The sequence below is a fragment of the Paeniglutamicibacter kerguelensis genome (assembly GCF_017876535.1).
GTDB lineage: Bacteria > Actinomycetota > Actinomycetes > Actinomycetales > Micrococcaceae > Paeniglutamicibacter > Paeniglutamicibacter kerguelensis.
In genome coordinates, this window is the sequence record NZ_JAGIOF010000001.1 from 3,393,009 (window position 1) to 3,410,075 (window position 17,067).

At 63.2% G+C, this 17,067-nt stretch carries 13 protein-coding genes; 5 read left to right on the top strand and 8 right to left on the bottom strand.

Annotated features, from left to right (window positions below; all coding sequences use genetic code 11):
• On the top strand, positions 1-2,847 hold the full coding sequence (locus JOF47_RS15475; RefSeq protein ID WP_209999999.1) for a molybdopterin-dependent oxidoreductase: 2,847 nt from the start codon (positions 1-3) through the stop codon (positions 2,845-2,847).
• On the opposite strand, the gene JOF47_RS15480 is transcribed toward JOF47_RS15475, so the two are convergent.
• The 5 genes from JOF47_RS15480 to JOF47_RS15500 form a co-directional block, all read right to left on the bottom strand.
• Complete coding sequence (locus JOF47_RS15480; RefSeq protein ID WP_210000000.1) at positions 2,800-3,420, bottom strand: nucleotidyltransferase family protein; 621 nt, start codon at positions 3,418-3,420, stop codon at positions 2,800-2,802. The two genes, JOF47_RS15475 and JOF47_RS15480, sit on opposite strands and share 48 nt — an antisense overlap.
• Before the next feature lie 116 nt (positions 3,421-3,536).
• Positions 3,537-4,529, bottom strand: a complete 993-nt coding sequence (locus tag JOF47_RS15485) for a glycine betaine ABC transporter substrate-binding protein (RefSeq protein ID WP_210000001.1) — start codon at positions 4,527-4,529, stop codon at positions 3,537-3,539.
• A gap of 2 nt (positions 4,530-4,531) precedes the next feature.
• Positions 4,532-5,305, bottom strand: a complete 774-nt coding sequence (locus JOF47_RS15490) for an ABC transporter permease (protein ID WP_245356390.1) — start codon at positions 5,303-5,305, stop codon at positions 4,532-4,534.
• Entirely contained in the window at positions 5,302-6,585 is a 1,284-nt protein-coding gene (locus JOF47_RS15495; RefSeq protein WP_210000002.1) for an ABC transporter ATP-binding protein, read from the bottom strand. Before JOF47_RS15495 ends, JOF47_RS15490 begins: the two co-directional genes overlap by 4 nt.
• A complete protein-coding gene (locus tag JOF47_RS15500; protein ID WP_210000005.1) occupies positions 6,578-7,219 on the bottom strand; it encodes an ABC transporter permease in 642 nt (213 codons plus the stop codon). The genes JOF47_RS15495 and JOF47_RS15500 overlap by 8 nt, the downstream gene beginning before the upstream one ends.
• Positions 7,220-8,747: 1,528 nt before the next feature.
• On the opposite strand from JOF47_RS15500, the gene JOF47_RS15505 reads away from it, so the two are divergent.
• The 4 genes from JOF47_RS15505 (at position 8,748) to rraA (ending at position 13,229) form a co-directional block, all read left to right on the top strand.
• Positions 8,748-9,581, top strand: a complete 834-nt coding sequence (locus JOF47_RS15505) for an SH3 domain-containing protein (RefSeq protein WP_210000007.1) — start codon at positions 8,748-8,750, stop codon at positions 9,579-9,581.
• A 443-nt stretch (positions 9,582-10,024) separates the two neighbouring features.
• Entirely contained in the window at positions 10,025-11,674 is a 1,650-nt protein-coding gene (locus JOF47_RS15510) for an N-acyl-D-amino-acid deacylase family protein (protein ID WP_210000009.1), read from the top strand.
• Positions 11,675-11,786: 112 nt separating this feature from the next.
• Complete coding sequence (locus JOF47_RS15515; RefSeq protein WP_210000012.1) at positions 11,787-12,635, top strand: fumarylacetoacetate hydrolase family protein; 849 nt, start codon at positions 11,787-11,789, stop codon at positions 12,633-12,635.
• 129 nt (positions 12,636-12,764) lie between these two features.
• Complete coding sequence (gene rraA / locus JOF47_RS15520) at positions 12,765-13,229, top strand: ribonuclease E activity regulator RraA (protein WP_210000015.1); 465 nt, start codon at positions 12,765-12,767, stop codon at positions 13,227-13,229.
• A 206-nt stretch (positions 13,230-13,435) separates the two neighbouring features.
• Here rraA and JOF47_RS22370 read toward each other — a convergent pair whose 3' ends face one another.
• The 3 genes from JOF47_RS22370 to JOF47_RS15535 are packed head-to-tail and all read right to left on the bottom strand — an operon-like array spanning position 13,436 to position 17,037.
• Positions 13,436-14,959 carry an amino acid ABC transporter permease/ATP-binding protein gene (locus tag JOF47_RS22370; RefSeq protein ID WP_210000018.1) on the bottom strand — a complete coding sequence of 508 codons (1,524 nt, stop codon included), beginning with the start codon at positions 14,957-14,959 and terminating at the stop codon, positions 13,436-13,438.
• A 9-nt stretch (positions 14,960-14,968) separates the two neighbouring features.
• A complete protein-coding gene (locus JOF47_RS15530; protein ID WP_210000021.1) occupies positions 14,969-15,835 on the bottom strand; it encodes an ABC transporter substrate-binding protein in 867 nt (288 codons plus the stop codon).
• A 41-nt stretch (positions 15,836-15,876) separates the two neighbouring features.
• Positions 15,877-17,037 carry a M20 family metallopeptidase gene (locus JOF47_RS15535; RefSeq protein ID WP_210000024.1) on the bottom strand — a complete coding sequence of 387 codons (1,161 nt, stop codon included), beginning with the start codon at positions 17,035-17,037 and terminating at the stop codon, positions 15,877-15,879.
• Positions 17,038-17,067 lie beyond the last annotated feature (30 nt).

A 17,067-nucleotide genomic window follows, 5' to 3' on the forward strand; every position in this document is an offset into this window, starting at 1 on the left:
ATGTCCATCCATATCAACGGGAAGCCGGCCGAAACCACCCCCGAGCCGGGGCAATGCCTGCGCACCTTCCTGCGTTCCGAGGGCGCACTGGGTGTGAAGAAGGGCTGCGACGGCGGGGACTGCGGCGCCTGCACCGTCCATGTCGATTCGGTTCCGGTTCATTCGTGCATCTACCCGGCCGTGCGCGCCGAGGGGCACGAGGTCACCACCATCGAGGGTCTCGCCGCGGTCCAGGGCACCGCCGGATCGCTGGCACCCATGCAGGAGCAGGTGGCCAGGGCCCAGGGGTTCCAGTGCGGTTTCTGCACCGCCGGGCTGATCATGACGGCCTCGACATTCGATGACAAGCAGCTGGAGGACCTGCCCCGGAACCTCAAGGGCAACCTCTGCCGCTGCACCGGCTACCGGGCCATCGAGGATGCCGTGCTGGGACGCGACGGGGATGCCTGTTCGCATCCGCCGGAGGAAAAATGCGCCCTGGACGGCTCCGATCCCGCCGCGTCGGGCCCCGTGGGAAGCAATACCCCGGCCCCCGCGGCCAACGCCATCGTGACGGGCCAGGCCCGCTACACCCTGGACATTCCCGCCGAAGAGCTGCCCGGCTTGCTGCACATGAAACTGGCCCGCTCCCCGCACGCCCACGCGCGCATCCTGCACATCGACGCCAGCGCCGCGCTGGCCATTCCCGGCGTGCATGCGGTGCTGAGCCACGTGGACGATCCGGGTGTGCTTTTCTCGGCCGCGCAGCACGAACTCATCGAGGACGATCCTGACGACTCACGCATATTCGATCCCGTCGTGCGCTTCAAGGGACAGCGCGTCGCGGCTGTCGTTGCCGACTCCGTGGCCATCGCCGAGGCCGGAGTCAGGGCGCTGCGGGTCGACTACGAGATGCTGCCGGCGGTCTTCTCCCCGTTCGAGGCGATCGCCGACGGCGCACCGGCGATCCACGCCGGCAAGCCCGCCGCCTCGCGCATTGCCGACACGTCCCGCAACATCGTGGTCGAGGTCCACCACGAGATGGGTGATGTGGACGCGGCCCTGCGAGAAAGCGACGTCAGCTACACCGAAACCTTCAACACCCAGCGCGTGCAGCATGTCTCGCTTGAAACGCACGCCGCGACGGGGTGGTTCGACGACGCGGGGATCCTCACCGTGCGCACCTCGACGCAGGTCCCGTTCCTGGTCAAGCGCACGCTTGAACGGATCCTTGGCCTGCCGCATGACTCGGTACGGGTTGTTGCCGGCCGCGTCGGCGGAGGCTTCGGCGGAAAGCAGGAGGTCCTGGTCGAGGACGTGGTCGCCCTGGCCGTGACAAGGCTACGCCGCCCGGTGCAGCTTGAGCTCACGCGCAGCGAGGTCCTGACGGCCACCACCACCCGCCATGCCTTCAACGTCAAGGTCAGCGTGGGCGGAAACAAGAACGGCGAGCTCACGGCCCTGGCCATCGAGGTCCTCACCGACACCGGGGCCTACGGCAACCACGCACCGGGGGTCATGTTCCATGGTTGTTCCGAGTCCGTTGCCGTGTACAAGACAGCCAACAAGCGGGTGGACGCCGCCGCCGTGTACACCAATACGGTGCCGGCCGGGGCCTTCCGCGGCTATGGCCTGAGCCAGACGATCTTCGCCGTGGAATCGGCCTTGGATGAACTCGCCAGGCGACTGGGCCTGGATCCGCTGGCATTCAGGGCAAACGTCATGCTGCGCGAGGGCGACCCGATGCTGTCGCTCCATGACGAGCCAGAGGACGACCTCCTCTACGGTTCCTACGGGCTTGACCAGTGCGTCGAACTGGCCCGGACCGCCCTGGCCAGGGGCGCCGAACGCGGTGCCGACGGACGCGAACTGGACGAACACTGGCTCATCGGCGAGGGCACCGCCCTGTCCATGATCGCCACGGTTCCCCCGCGCGGCCACTACTCGCATTCCACCATTGAGTCCCTGGGCGATGGCAGCTTCCTGTTGAAGGTCGGCACCGCCGAGTTCGGCAACGGCACCTCCACCGTGCACACGCAGTTGGCGGCCGATGCGCTGGGAACCACCGCCGCATCGATGGTCCTGCGGCAATCAGACACCGGGCTCACCGAGCACGACACGGGTGCGTTTGGTTCGGCCGGAACCGTTGTGGCCGGCAAGGCAACCTTTGCCGCGGCGCAGGCCCTGGCCCTGCAGCTTCGGGATGTGGCGGCGGAGCTCAGCGGGATCCCCGTCGAGGAGTGCGTGCTTGTCCCCGAGGGAGTTTCCTGCGCAGGAATGCTTGTTCCCCATGCAGACATCCTTGCCGCGGCCAGCCCGGCCCGGCGGCATTGGGCCGAAGGCCGGTGGGGTGGCACACCCCGCTCGGTCGCCTTCAACGTCCACGGCTTCCGGGTTGCCATTGATTCGCGCACCGGGGAACTGCGCATCCTGCAAAGCGTCCAGGCAGCGGACGCGGGTGTCGTGGTCAACCCCAGGCAGTGCCGGGGCCAGATCGAGGGCGGCATCGCCCAGGCACTCGGTGCGGCCCTCTACGAGGAGGTGCTCATCGATGATGGCGGAAAGGTCGAAACCGATGTGCTGCGGCAGTATCACATTCCAACATTTGCCGACGTGCCTCGAAGCGAAATCTACTTTGCCGAAACCACCGATGCGTTGGGTCCGCGCGGAGCCAAGTCCATGAGCGAAAGCCCCTTCAATCCGGTGGCTCCGGCGCTCGCCAACGCCGTGCGCGATGCAACGGGCATTCGGTTCACCAGGACCCCGATTCGTCGCGACGACATCTATCTTGCCCTTCGGGCGGCGGGCAAGGTTCCGCCGCTAGTGTCCACCGAGCAGGTGGAGGTCCAAGGGGGTATCAACGTCTGATCCCGTGTCCAGATCCGAACAATCGATGAGGTCGATAAGCCCCTGGTGCGCGGCCAGGTAGGCGCGGGCCCCCGCATCGCCGGTGGCAGCAGCTGCTGCCGGTTGCGTGTGCTCCGGTGCGAACAGCACCGGGTGCCCGCGCCTCGGGGGTTCGGTTCCCTGGCGATAGCCTGCGGCGGTGATCCGTCCGGGGCGGTGGGCCGATATCAACCGGCGGACCAGTTCGGCATCCATGCCGGGCTGGTCCACCAGCGCTATCAGGGCACTGGCCCCGGGGGGAACCGCGCCCATCCCCAGCACGAATGAGGAACCCATCCCGGTGGACCAATGTTCGTTGACCAGCACCGTGGCCTCGCCGTCACGCAGTTGTGCGGCAACGCGTTGTGCTTCGGCGCCGAGCACCACCACGACGTGCTCGCATCCCCCACGAACCAGGGCCTGGACCGCCGAGTCCAGAAGGGTTTCGCCGTTGCTTTTCACCAACAGTGCCTTGGGGCCGCGGCCCAGCCGCAAGCCGGATCCTGCGGCAAGCACAACGCCGTAGCAAGGTGGCCGTTTGGCTAGGTTGGTCATCTGCCCATCCTAGATCGCCTTTTCGCTCGAGGGCAGGCACAGCATTGCAAAGCAACCGGTGCGGGTTGGTTTCACGTGAAACCAACCCGCACCGGTTGCTTTGTTTGAACCCGACATCAAGGCTTGGAGATGAAGCCTTCCTTGACCATCCAGTCGAAGGCGACATCGGCGGGCTCGCGCCCCTTGACGTCCACCTCCAGGTTCATGGCCCGGAGTTCCTTGTCGGTCAGCAGCGGGGCGATCTTGGCAAACACGTCCGCCATGCCCGGGTACTGATCGAGGAACTTGCCGTTGAACACGGGCGCCACGTTGTAGGCGGGGAAATAGCCCAGGTCGTCTTCCAGGATCGTGAGATCCAGTGCCTGGATACGCCCGTCGGTGGTGAAGACCTCGCCGAAGTTGCAGTTGCCCGCATCGGTGGCGCTGTAGATCGCACCGGTGTCATAGACCCCGACGTTCGAGTCCGGAACAGACTTGGCGTCTCCACGCTTGAGCCCGTAGTGCTCAAGCATCGGGTTCAGGCCGTCGGAGCGGGAGTTGAACTCCGCGTCGACGCAGAACGTCCGGTCCTTGGCCGGCAGATCCTTCAACTGCGACATCTTGGTGATTCCGCCGAGCTTCTTGACGGCTTCCGAACGCACGGCCATGGCATAGGTGTTGTTCATGGGCGCAGGCTTGCCCCAGGTCATCCCGTTGCCCAGATCCTGGTCGTGGACCTTTTTCCACTGTTCCTTCTGGTTGGCAATGCCTTCCTCGTGGCCAAGGTAGGTCATCCACGCGGTGCCGGTGTATTCCCACATCATGTTTGCCTGGCCGGAATGGAGCAGCTCGCGGGCGGGCTGGCTACCGGGAACGCCGGTCAGGTCGGTGACCTTGAATCCGGCGGCCTGCGCGGCCAGCACGGCGATCTTGCCCAACACGAGCTGTTCGGTGTAAGCCTTGCTGGTCACCGTCAGGCGCGCATTCTCGGGCAAACCGTCCAGCGGGGCAATGCTTCCGGGCCCGGCCTCGGGCACGTAGGACGCGGCCGGAGCCAACCCGCAGCCCGTCAGCAGGACGCCGGCCGCGGCCACCAAGGTGGCCGCTGTGAACAATTTTCCAAACATCATTTCTACAATCCCTTCGGGCGGGCCAGCTGCTCGAAGACACGGCCCAGCCAGTCGATGAGCAAGGCCAGCAGCGCCACCAGCAGGGACCCCGCAATCAGCACGACGGTGAGGTTCATGTTCACCCCGGTGGTGATCAGGATGCCCAGCCCGCCGCCGTTGATGAAGGCTGCCAGCGTCGCGGTTCCCACGAGCAGCACCAGTGCGGTGCGGATGCCGGAGAGCATGACCGGAACGGCCAGCGGCAGCTCGACCTTGAACAGCACGGCCATGGAGCTCATGCCCATGCCGCGGCCGGCCTCAACCAGCCGCTCATCCACTTGCCTCAGCCCCACCATGGTGTTGGTCAACACCGGCAGGATCGCGTAGGCGACCAAGGAGATGACCGCGGCCCAGTAGCCGAATCCGATCCAGAAGGCCAGGATGACAACCAGGCCGATGGCCGGGGCCGCCTGGCCGATGTTGGCCACGGCCATGACCGGGTTGGTGAAGCGGCGCATGGAGGGCCGGGTGAGCACGATGCCCAGCGGAATGGCGATCACCAGCACGATGACCGCAGCCATCAAGGTCAGTTGCAGGTGCTCGACCGTGTATCCCCACAGGGTCGCCGGGTCCAGCGTGGTGCGCTCGGTCTCGCTCAGGTCGGAGGCTGCCAGCCAAACAACCACGGCGGCAAGCGCCGCCAGGATTCCCAGCAATTGCAGGCCCAGTGCACGCCACGGGCGCTCAACCGGTTTGGCGGGCATGGTTGTTAGCGCGGTTGCTGCGGCGGCACTCATCGTGGTTCCTCCGCGCTCACCGGTTGCTCAAGGTTGTCCCTCGACTGCGAGGCCTCGGCGGCAACGGCGTTTGCCACGGCCAATGCCGGGATGGCGCCGGAGTTCAGGCCAACCGGGGCGTCGCCGGCAGCGGCCTCCGCCATGGCATTGGCCTGGGCGATGGCTTCCATGATGGTCTTCACGTTGATCACGCCGCGGAAGACATCGCGGCGGCCGGTGACCACTGCGGATTCCGAGCTGGCAACCAGCATGGTGTCCAGCGCATCGTTCAGCGTCGCCCGGTCGCCCACCACGGGCATTGACTCGTCGATGGTGTCATCGATCAGCTGCAGCCTGGAGAGCTGGCGACGGTTGAGCCGGCGCACCGGGCGGCTACGGGAATCGAGAATCACGGCGTGGGAAGCGCCCGCGCCCTGAATGCGGGAGAGCACGTCGCTGGCCAACTCGCCGGGCTGGGCGGTGACTGCGTCCATGAGCTCGACCTCGTGGACCTTGGTCAGGGTCAGCTGCTTGAGGCCGGCACCCGAGCCGATGAAGTTCTCCACGAATTCGTTGGCGGGGTTGGCCAGGATCCGTTCGGGCGAATCGTACTGGACCAGCTGTGCGCCCTCATCGAAGACGGCAATCCAATCCCCCAGCTTCACGGCTTCGTCGAAGTCGTGGGTGACCATCACGATGGTCTTCTGGACCTCGGACTGGATGTTCAGCAATTCATCCTGCAGGCGTTGGCGGGTGATGGGATCCACGGCGCCGAACGGCTCGTCCATGAGCAACACCGGAGGATCTGCGGCCAGCGCGCGGGCCACACCAACTCGCTGCTGCTGGCCGCCGGAGAGTTCCTTGGGGTAGCGGTCGCGGTAGATTGCCGGATCAAGGGATACAAGTTCGAGCAGTTCATCGACGCGTGCGGCGATCTTGGCTTTGTTCCAGCCGAGCATCTTGGGCACGATTGCAATGTTTGCCGCGACCGTCATGTGCGGGAAGAGCCCGCCGGCCTGGATGACATAGCCGATGCGGCGGCGCAACGTGTCGCCGTCCATCTTGGTCACGTCTTCGCCGTTGATCACGATCTTTCCGCCGGTCGGTTCGATCAGGCGGTTGATCATTTTCAGAGTGGTCGTCTTGCCGCAACCCGAGGGGCCGACGAACATGACGATGCTTCCGGCAGGGATTTCGAGGGTGAGTCCGCCGACGGCCGGCTTGATTTGGCCGGGGTACTGCTTGGTGACTTCATCAAGCAAGATTGATGCGCCGGTGACGGCGCCGGTGTTTTCAGACACGAATACCTCGCGGGGTGGTTAGTCGGCCGATGCCGAGCAAAATGAGATCAAGAATGAGGGCCAGGATGACCACGCCGATGACGCCGGCCAAGACCGATTCGAAGGCCTTGGCGCCGCCCAAGCGGGAAAGGCCGGAGAAGATGAATCCGCCGAGCCCGGGGCCCAGCGCATAGGCGGCAATTGCGGCCACGCCCATGACCATCTGGGCCGATACCCGGATCCCGGAGAGAATGATGGGCCAGGCCATCGGGAGTTCGACGGTGGCCAGCGTGCGCATGCGGCTCATGCCGATGCCCCGTGCAGCTTCAACCGTTGCCGGTGATATTCCGGCCAGCCCCACGATGGCGTTGCGGAGGATGGGGAGCGCAGCGAAGAAGGCCACGACGATCACGGCCGGGGTCACACCGAACCCGAATGGCGCAATCAACAAGCCGATGGCGGCAAAGGACGGAATCGTCAGGCCGATGGCCGACACCCCGTTCGCCAGTGATGACAGGGTCTTACTGCGGTAAACCAGTGCCGCGATTCCCACGGCGATCAGCGTTGCGAGGATTAGACACTGCACAACGAGGGAAAAATGCTGCCAGGAGGCAAACAATATTTGGCGGTATCTTTCGCCAACAAATTCAAACACATCAAGACCTGCTTCACTTAGGTTACGTAGCGCGCTCTCTTAGGCCCAACGGACCTAGGATACTGGCCAAACATAACCTGATTGCCTGTCTCATATCCAACTGAGAGCGCCCTTAGACAATACTGTGATTAGTTTGTAATTGACGCTGTTCGATGAAAAATAGTCCCTCACTAGTCATCTGTTCGCACTTTGAGATAATGACGAATATCACCACAGAATATTTTGAAATATCGATGGTTTTACAGAGTTTTCCACATGCGGCACGCAGGTGAACACCAGCCGACACCCAGCCGGTTTCGCCATTCGCCCGCCCGTCCCGGACGGGATACCGGGTTGCGCAACCGGCTGATTCCGCGCCGGAAACCACATAGAAAACCAACGCCGCCGACACGCATCCGACACCGTGAAGGCTGGCGCCCCGGAGGCCTCGCACCCTGCTCCAGTGCCCAGATTTCCATCGGCCTCGATGAAATCTCGTATCTGATCAGACCAAAGTGTTTTTACTCGCTCTCACCGGTGCGCCGGTTGCGCGCTGGGGAATCCAGGCTCAAGGTCGAGGTCATACTAGTCATCACGATGATCGAAGTGCTCCCTCCGACATTTGCAGCCGTCTCGTGCAACAGCCGCCCACATCAGGCCATCTGCGGAGTCTTCCGAAACAAAGGCCTCCAGTGGAAGGAAGTCCACTTTCAAAGAATCGCGCATCCACAGCATCGGCGGACTCCGATATTGCCTTCAAGTGTTCCCGTGCGATTCCAAATAGTCCATAAATTAATCAAGACTTTTCACCCCTCCGGCTAACAGCAACGAGACGGCAACCGATTTCCGCGCAGTCAAACCGGCCGTTATTTGCTGGTTCAAATTCCAAGAATATTGAACCAATTTATCAATATTAATTTTAGGTGCGCAGATTTAACATTTACTTTTGAGCCCAAAGCGCTTCCAAGGGTTATCAACAAAGCGGAAGGAGGGTTGAAGGTCAGGTTGAGCTGCTGTCCCGCTCCGGCCAAAACAAGCTTTTCCCGCTTGCGCCTAACCCTGGCTCTCACGAGCCTCGTTCACCGAGGGAAATCCCTCGCGCCTGGTTCGGTAGATGCAAGGCATCAGTACATCTCCAAAGCCGCAGCAGCCAGCGCCCCGCTTAGGGGTAGGCCGTCCGCGGCGTCTATTAGACAGAGCCGGCAGCCCCGGAAACAGCAGGAATTCGTGGCCGCATGGGTGGTGACGAGCATGGAGAACGCGAGCGATGTAGGCGCTGCTATGGCTTCGAATTGCTGGTTCGGCGAGACAGGACCTCCGAACAGTGGCCAGCATACTTTTTGGGGATTCTGTGAAGCGACTATCGCAGATGAGAAGGCATACACTGAGGGTGCTCGGCGTCCTTGCGCTTTGCATGGGCATGATTGGAACCTCCGGGGTGTCCGCACCGCGCATGGCACACGCTCTTGTGGCACTTCACCAGAAACCTGGCAGGGAGATCTTGTTCACGGGTCCGGCGACTGCGGTAACAGCCGAGGCCCCGGCCAAGATGGAAACCACGGCAGCCCTCAACCTTAGAAAAAGTGCTAATGCGAATTCAAAGGTAGTGCTGACGATCCCGCGGGGAAGTTTGCTTTCCCCGCTACAACGGGCGACAAATGGTTGGTACAAAGTGAAGTACAAATCCCGGACCGGATGGGTGAGCCATAAATTTGTTGTGACGCTGGAGCAGGCACCTTCCCAAAAGTTCGACGTACACCGCGGGCACAATCGGACGAACCGCGTCATCCTCACCTATGACGATTGCCCACTGAACCTGAAGGGGTACAAGTCCGTCCTGGACTATGCGGCAGGGCGCAATATCGGGTTGGTGATTGCCCCGACAGGAAATTGTTTGAAAAAGTTCAAGAAGAAGTACGGCGTGGACATTGCAGAGATGGCCCGTGCCAAGGGCCAATGGATCATCAGCCATACCGCCACGCACCCGGACATGCGTGCCCTGTCGTGTGCCGCCGGCGCCAAGGAACTCACCCGCGGCGGCATAGCGACGAACGTTGGCCGTCCGCCCTATGGCGCCATCAATGACAACGTACGTTGCGCCTTCAAGAAAGCTCACATGTCCATCTGGACATGGACACGCACCACACGGGACATGGACGTCAAAAGCAAGAAAATCACCATCTCGAGGGCCGCCGCAGCCGGCCGCGGTGAGACCGTGCTCATGCACATGCACTGGTACGGGTTTAGCCCGAATTCGATTGCGCAGATTCGGGATCGGCTGGGCAAGAAGAAGGTCAATCTTTGCCGTGCATATCGTGGTGCCGACGGGCACGGAGCCATTAAAAAGACCCCACTGAACCTGCCAAAGTCGCTGCCCTGCTAGGCAAAACCGTCCCGCCCTACGCTGCCGGCGCGAAACACCGGCATGTTTTCAAGGGTCCGGGCGGTGCATCCGGGCGTCGCACCGTCGGTGTCCCAAGTGGTCACCAGGGATCTAGCACCCAGGCCCGATTTCCTGCGGCGGCGCGGTGGAACCGCTCGGTGGTTGAAAGCGGCGCGACACTCGCCGGAGTGAATACGGCCGTCGTTTCCCCTCCGCGGCATAGACTCGCGTCAGTACCCTCAAGAATTCAGATTCCCCTTTGGGCTCCGCCGAGGGTTGCGCACCATGTTCTTGCTCCGTATTTCGGGCCCCTGTTGAACATGGGTGCGGCTTCCCGCTGCAAGAGTTGAAGCATGCGCAATCGGGGAATGCAGCCGACAGCAAGGAGAAGTTTTGAACCTCCGCTCCGCCAGCCTCCGACGCCCGATCGATCCCTCCTTCCTATGAGCAGCGAGCCAGTGCGCCCCCGTCCCCAACCCACCGTCATCACCCACACCCGCGTCATCGATGGAAGCGGCGCCCCCGCCTACCTCGGGGACGTGGTACTTGAACACGGCAAGATCACCGCGATCCTGCCCCCGGGCGGCTACCCCGACGCGACCGGGACGACCCGGGTGATCGACGGCGCGGGGCTGATCACCAGTCCCGGTTTCATCGACATGCACGGACACTCAGAACTGCAGATCCTGCTGCACCCGGAACACCCGGCCAAACTCACCCAGGGCGTGACAACCGAGGTGTTCGGCCAGGACGGCCTGTCCTACGCGCCGGTGGACGATGCCACGCTTGGGGCAATGCGCCAGAAGCTCGCCGGGTGGAACGGGAACCCCTCGGACCTGGAATATTCGTGGCGCACGGTCGGCGAGTACCTGGACCGGCTGGATGCCGGCATCGGCGTCAACGCCGCCTACCTGCTGCCGCAGGGCACCATCCGTGCCTTGGCCATGGGCCTGGGCCCGGGGGATCCGACGCCCGAGCAACTTAGTGCCCAGGTGAAGCTGGTGGCCGACGGCATGGAACAGGGCGCCGTGGGCTTGTCTTCCGGGCTGACCTACACCCCGGGAATGTATGCCGGCGAAGCCGAACTGGCAAGGCTCTGCGCCACGGTCGCGGCCTACGGCGGATACTACGCGCCGCACCACCGCTCTTACGGGGCCGGCGCCCTCGACGCCTACGCCCAAATGATCGCGCTCGCCGCCGAAACCGGGGTGGCATTGCACCTGACCCATGCCACCATGGACTTCGCCCCGAACGAGGGCAAGGCCCCGGAACTGCTGGCAATGCTTGATGCGGCGCTGGAGGCCGGCGTGGACATCACCTGCGACACCTACCCGTACCTGTCCGGCGCCACTTCCCTGGCGTCGCTGCTGCCCGGCTGGGCCGCTGCAGGGGACGCGGAGGCCGTCATCGCCAGGCTGGAAGACGATCCGACGGCCGCGAAGATCCGCCACGACATGGAGGCCAACGGCTCCGACGGCGGCCACGGGATGCCCGTCGACTGGGATTCAGTCGAGATCGCCTCGGTCGGGACTCCGCAGCTGAATGTGCTGGCCGGACAGACCATTGCGGAGATCGCCCGCATCCAACGCGTTGAACCGTTCACGGTCTTTTGCAACGTGCTGGCCGCAGACCGTCTGGCCACTGGCGTCCTGCTGCATGTCGGCAACGAGGAAAATGTCCAGGCCATCACGAAGCACCGCACCCACACCGGCGGATCCGCCGGCATGCTGGTCGGCACCAAGCCGCACCCGCGCGGCTGGGGAACCTTCCCCCGATTCATTTCCCACTATGCCCGCGACCTGGGCCTGATGGACTTGCCGGAGATGGTCCACCACCTCACCGGGCGCCCCGCCGCCCGGCTCAAGCTGGCCGAACGCGGCCTGCTGCGCGCCGGGTACGCCGCAGACCTGGTGGTCTTCGACCCGGATGCGCTGCTGGACATGGCAACCTACACCGAACCCCGGCAGCCCGCCGCGGGCATCAACTACGTCTTTGTCAACGGAGTCTGCGCCATCGACGACCACCGGCCAACCGGCGCGCTGGCAGGCCGCGCCCTGCGCCGCACTCCGGAGGGGAACACCCAAGCATCCTAGACACCCCGCCGGGGTTGCCCTGGCCGGGCGCCGCCGCGCCGGAAACAGAGGGTGCGCGGACACCTTGGTCTTCTTTTCCGCAGCTCAGGCGCACCTGTGATGTGATGATTCCATGAAACTTGCAACGCTGCGCCGAGCCGGTGCCACCGACCATACCTTTGCCGCACTCATCGAGGGCGACGCGGCCTTCGAGCTCGCGGGCTTCACCGATGTCGGGGCCTTCCTCGCCGCAACCGACGAGTCCCGTATGGATGCACTCGACGCGGCGGTCGCCATCGACACCGCCGTCCCGCTTTCCTCGGCCGACTATGCGCCGCTGGTCCTGAACCCCGCCAAGATCTACTGCATCGGGCTAAACTACCGGAACCACATTGCCGAGGTCGGCAAGAAGGAACCCGAGTTCCCGACGGTCTTCACCAAGTTCGCGTCCTCGCTCACCGGCGCCAACGACGACATCGAGATTCCCGCCGAGGACCACCGGATCGACTGGGAGGGCGAGCTGGCGATTGTCATCGGCACCAAGGGGCGCCGCATCGCCGAATCGGAGGCGGCAAACCACATTGCCGGGTACGCGGTGTCCAACGACGTCTCCATGCGCGGCTACCAGAGCCGCACCGCCGAATGGACGCAGGGAAAGTGCTGGGATGCCGCCTCCCCGCTGGGCCCGTGGCTGGTCAGCGCCGATGACTTCACCCCGGGCGCGAAGATCACCACCCGGGTCAACGGTGAAGTGGTCCAGGAGGACTCGACCTCCGACCTGGTCTTCTCCCCCGCGGCGCTGGTCGCCTACCTGTCGGTGTTCAACGAGCTGCGCCCGGGCGATGTCATCCTCACCGGCACGCCGGCGGGCGTCGCGCTGGGCCGCCGCAACGAATCCGGCCGCCACCCGTGGCTCAAGCCCGGCGACGTGCTGGAAACCGAGATCGAATCCCTCGGCACCAGCCGCAACACCTTCATCTAGAAAAGCGGCCAAGTGTCCCATCCCCCGTACCAAGGCTGAGCGGCCGCGGCTGGGCGTTCCCCAAGGGGGTTGCGCGAATAACGCGTAACACCCCGCGGTTTTTCCGCGCTCAAATCGTAGGCTGGGCCCATGAGCTTCACTACTTGCGATCTTTTCGATGCCGACGAAACCCTGCAGTCGCTCTCGCTGCAGCTTGACGACTTCGGCGCCCGCCCCCGGTTCTCCGGGACCATCCGCACCGTGCGCTGCTACCGTGACAACGGCCTGGTCAAGTCGCTGCTGAACTCCCCCGGAGACGGAGCGGTATTGGTCGTCGACGGGGCCGGCTCGCTGGATTCCGCCCTCATGGGAGACATGATCGCCGCCGCCGCCGTCAAGAACGGCTGGGCGGGGGTTGTCATCAACGGCGCCATCCGCGACCGCGTGGCACTGGCGCAGACCGAGCTGGGCATCAAGGCACTGGGTTCCAACCCGCGCAAGAGCGCCAAGGACTCGGTCGGTGCCGTCGACGTCGTCGTGGATTTCGGCGGGGTCGTCTTCCGGCCCGGCGCCACCCTGTGGAGCGACGAAGACGGAATCCTCGTCGCGTCGTAATTCGCTAGCCGGGTGTTCCCTGATTTGCGTTTATTTTGCATGCGGACAAACCCGGGCAAGTCCTTTGTCCGGTGTGCCTCTGCTCCTCGCGATTGGATCCCCTTCCCGATTCACACCATTCAGGCTTTGTCTTAGGCGGTTTTGGGCAAACACGGCAGTGGACGGCGTGGCAACCAACACCACGCCGCCCACTGCCGTATCAGCGGCTAAACGCCCGCCGAGACATGCTTGACAAATCGTTGGACACGATCGCAACCGTCCGGACCGAAGATGTGTTCCGGAGAGCCGGTGTCGACGACGTTGCCTTCCTCCATGAACACGACCCAGTCGGCGACGTCGCGGGCCAACCTCATTTCGTGGGTCACGATGACCATCGTCATGCCGTCGTTGGCCAGGCCCGCGATGACATCCAGCACCTCTGCCACGAGCTCCGGGTCCAGTGCACTGGTGGGTTCGTCGAAAAGCATCACCGAGGGCTTCATCGCCAGGGCTCTGGCGATGGCCACGCGTTGCTGCTGCCCGCCGGAGAGTTGGTGCGGGTACTTGGAACTATGCTGTCCCATGCCCACCCGCTTCAACAGCTCGCGGCCGTACTCGTCGGCCTCCGCCTGAGTCATCAGCTTGGTCTGCACCGGTGCCAGCGTGACGTTTTCCAGCACGCTGAGGTGGGGGAACAGGTTGAAGCGCTGGAAGACCATGCCGATGTTGGAACGCTGTTGGGCCATGGCGGCATCGCCCAGGGGCAGCTTCCGTCCGTCGCCATCTATCCGGTAGCCGATGGTTTCCCCGTTGACGACGATCTGCCCGCCATCGTGTGGCTCCAGGTGGTTCAAGGTACGCACGAGCGTGGTCTTGCCCGAACCGGATGGCCCGATCACGACCACAACTTCTCCGCGGTGGACATCGAGATTCACGCCCTTGAGGACCTGGTTTTCGCCAAAGGACTTGGTGACCTCCTCTGCACGCACCAGCTTGTCGCCCACATGCGGGTGGCGTTCGCGAATCCGAGCCGTCAGGTGTTCGATCTCTGCCGGGCCGCCCTCGAGCTTCGTGTGGCGGCGCGTGACGTCCAGCTTGCGTTCCAGCGCCGCTCGCAGCAGGTCAAAGACCGTCACCAGCAGGACGTAGAAGGCCGCGACGGCTGTCAGAGTCTCCAGGACCAGGAAATTCTGGGTGAAAAGCCGCTGGCCCACCAACAGGATCTCCGGAAGCGAGATCACGCTGGCAAGCGACGTGAGCTTCAGGATCGAAATGAACTCATTGCCCAGTGTTGGAAGTGCAATCCGGAATGCCTGCGGCAGCACGATCCGGCGCTGGAACTGCCCGTAGCGCAGGCCGAGCGCCTTGGCGGCCTCACGTTGGTCGAGTCCGACCGAGAGCAGTCCGCCGCGGTGGATCTCCGCCATGTAGGCCGCCTCGTGCAGGACCATGGCGATCAACGCGGCGTTGAACGACGAACCCAGTATGACCTGCGAGGCAGGGAACACCTGTGGGATGTTGTAGGCAAAGACCAGAAGAACCAGCAACGGCAGGCTCCGGAAGAGCCAGATGTAGAGGCCGGCGATCACATTCAGTGCCCGCTTGCGCGATTCGCGCATGAGGGCCAAACCGATTCCCGCGACGTTGGCGATCGTCCATGACAAGACGGCCAAGGCGACCACGACGCCGGCGCCCTTCCAAAGATCGGGATCCAGGAACAACGAAAACGTATATCCCCAATCAAACACCATGGCACTCACCTATTTCCGGTTCAATGACTCTTTGAGAACCTCGGGAGCCACCGGCTCGAGGTTGTACTTGGCCAACAGGTCCTTGTAGCTGCCATCGGCCTTCATGGTTTCAATGGCCCCGGCCACCGCATCTTGCATGGCGGTGTTGCCCTTGCTTACGCCGATGCCCACTGCGATGGGATAGATCAATTCCTCGCTGCTCAGGACCAGACGGTTGCGAGACTTCTCCACGGCAATCTTGGCGACAGCGCCGTCGGTCATCTGAGCATCGACCTGATGTGCCAGCAGCGCCTGGGTGGCTTCGGGGTCGGTCGGGAATTCCTTGACGGTGATGCCCTCCTTGCCGTTTTCCTTGCACTTGTCGCTTTCGGCATGCGGCATGATGTCGGCGATGACCGTTGCCGTGACAACTCCAACACTCTTTCCGCACAGATCCTGCGCAGTCACGTACTTCGCCCCGTCAGCAAGGCTGACAATCGAGTTTCCGGTCTGGAAGTAGGGAACAAAATCGACTTCCTTGGCTCGGGCCGCGGAAATGTAGAGCGTCGAGGCAATCACGTCATAGCGGTTGGATTTGATGCCGGCGACGATCTGCGCGAAACGGGTGTCGGTGTAGCTGGCCTTGAGGCCCAGGTTTTTTGCCACGGCATTCATGAATTCAACGTCGAAGCCTGCCGGTTTGCCGTCTTGCAGCATGTCATAGGGAGGATACGTGAGGTCAACGCCGATATTGAGGATGCCAGCGGCGTTGGTGGCCACCTTGGGGACGGTGCCGTCGACGGGGGCGCCGGCGTTGCTGGAACCCGCGCATCCGGTCAGCATGAGTGATGCGATGGCTGCACACCCAACGAGAGTACTGCGGAAAGTCTTACCCATGATGTTCTCCTAGTTAAAAGTTGCGGCGCCGAAGAGTGATGCTAGACGCTCTGGTTACACCAGCCACTTACTACTGCGGCGTATATCTCGATAATTTCTTCGTATTTCGCCAGTTCCACCCATTCGTCGGCCCAGGAGTAGGGAGGTGTGCCTGGACCGATGTTCACCGATGGAATGCCTGCTTGGTGGAGCGGAACCATGTCGGTCCAGAACGGAATGCCCTGGAAGACCGGTTCGGCGCCAACGCTGTGCATGGCCGCAGCCACGGCACGAGCGATGGGGCTGTCTTTGTCGATTTCGTAGGGAAGGCGGGGGCCGGAAAGCCAGTGTTCGCTGAATTCAACCGTCGCGTCGATGCGCGGATCGGTTTCCGCGAGTTTCTGAATCATGCTTTCCGCTTGGTCGCGTACGTCGTATGGGTCCTGGCTGGGAAGCAACCGAATGTCGCAGGTCATTTCGCAACGGTCAGGAACTTGGTTGTGCTTGGTGCCTCCGCGCACAGTGCCGATGTTCAGCTTGGGTCCGCCGGGGAGTTCGGGGTGCGGGTCGTACGGCATTTCGGATTCGAACTTCCGCATGCCTGCGAGGACCGGTTCCATGGTTTCAATGGCGTTGAGTCCGAGTTCCTTGGCGGAAGTATGCGCCTGTTTGCCGTGCGTGGTGACCTTCAGATAGGCGGCCCCCCTGTGGACCGTGCCGATGGTGTTGTCCGTGGGCTCACCGCAGATGCCTGCGTCCGCAGTAAATCCGGCTTCGAGGAGCGAACGGGTGCCGACTCCACCTTCGAAGTGGCAAGAGACGCCCTGGAACACGAGGTCGCCCTTCGGACGCTGGCCGCCGGTGGCAATGCGGCGCATGACAGCGAGGGCCGCCGTGGTAGCGGCCTTCATGTCCGCAATGCCTGCCCCATAGATGCGACCATCTTCAACCGTTCCGTGGAAGGGATCCTTGGTCCAGTCCGGAGAGGCTTCGTACGTGTCCAGATGCCCGTTCAGAAGGAGCGACTTGCCGCCGCCGGTTCCTCGGATGCGTCCACCAACCGAATACCGTCCAGGCATCGACTCAACAAGTTCTACTTCGTCAACGCCCCATTCACGCATCCGCTGCGCAATATATTCGGCCAGCTGCGTTTCATTACCCCATGTTGAGTCGATGGAAAGTATTTCCTGAAGCAGCTGTACATCCGCGCTGAGCTCTGTCATTGGTCCTCCTTGGTGGCTGGTCGCCCGGTG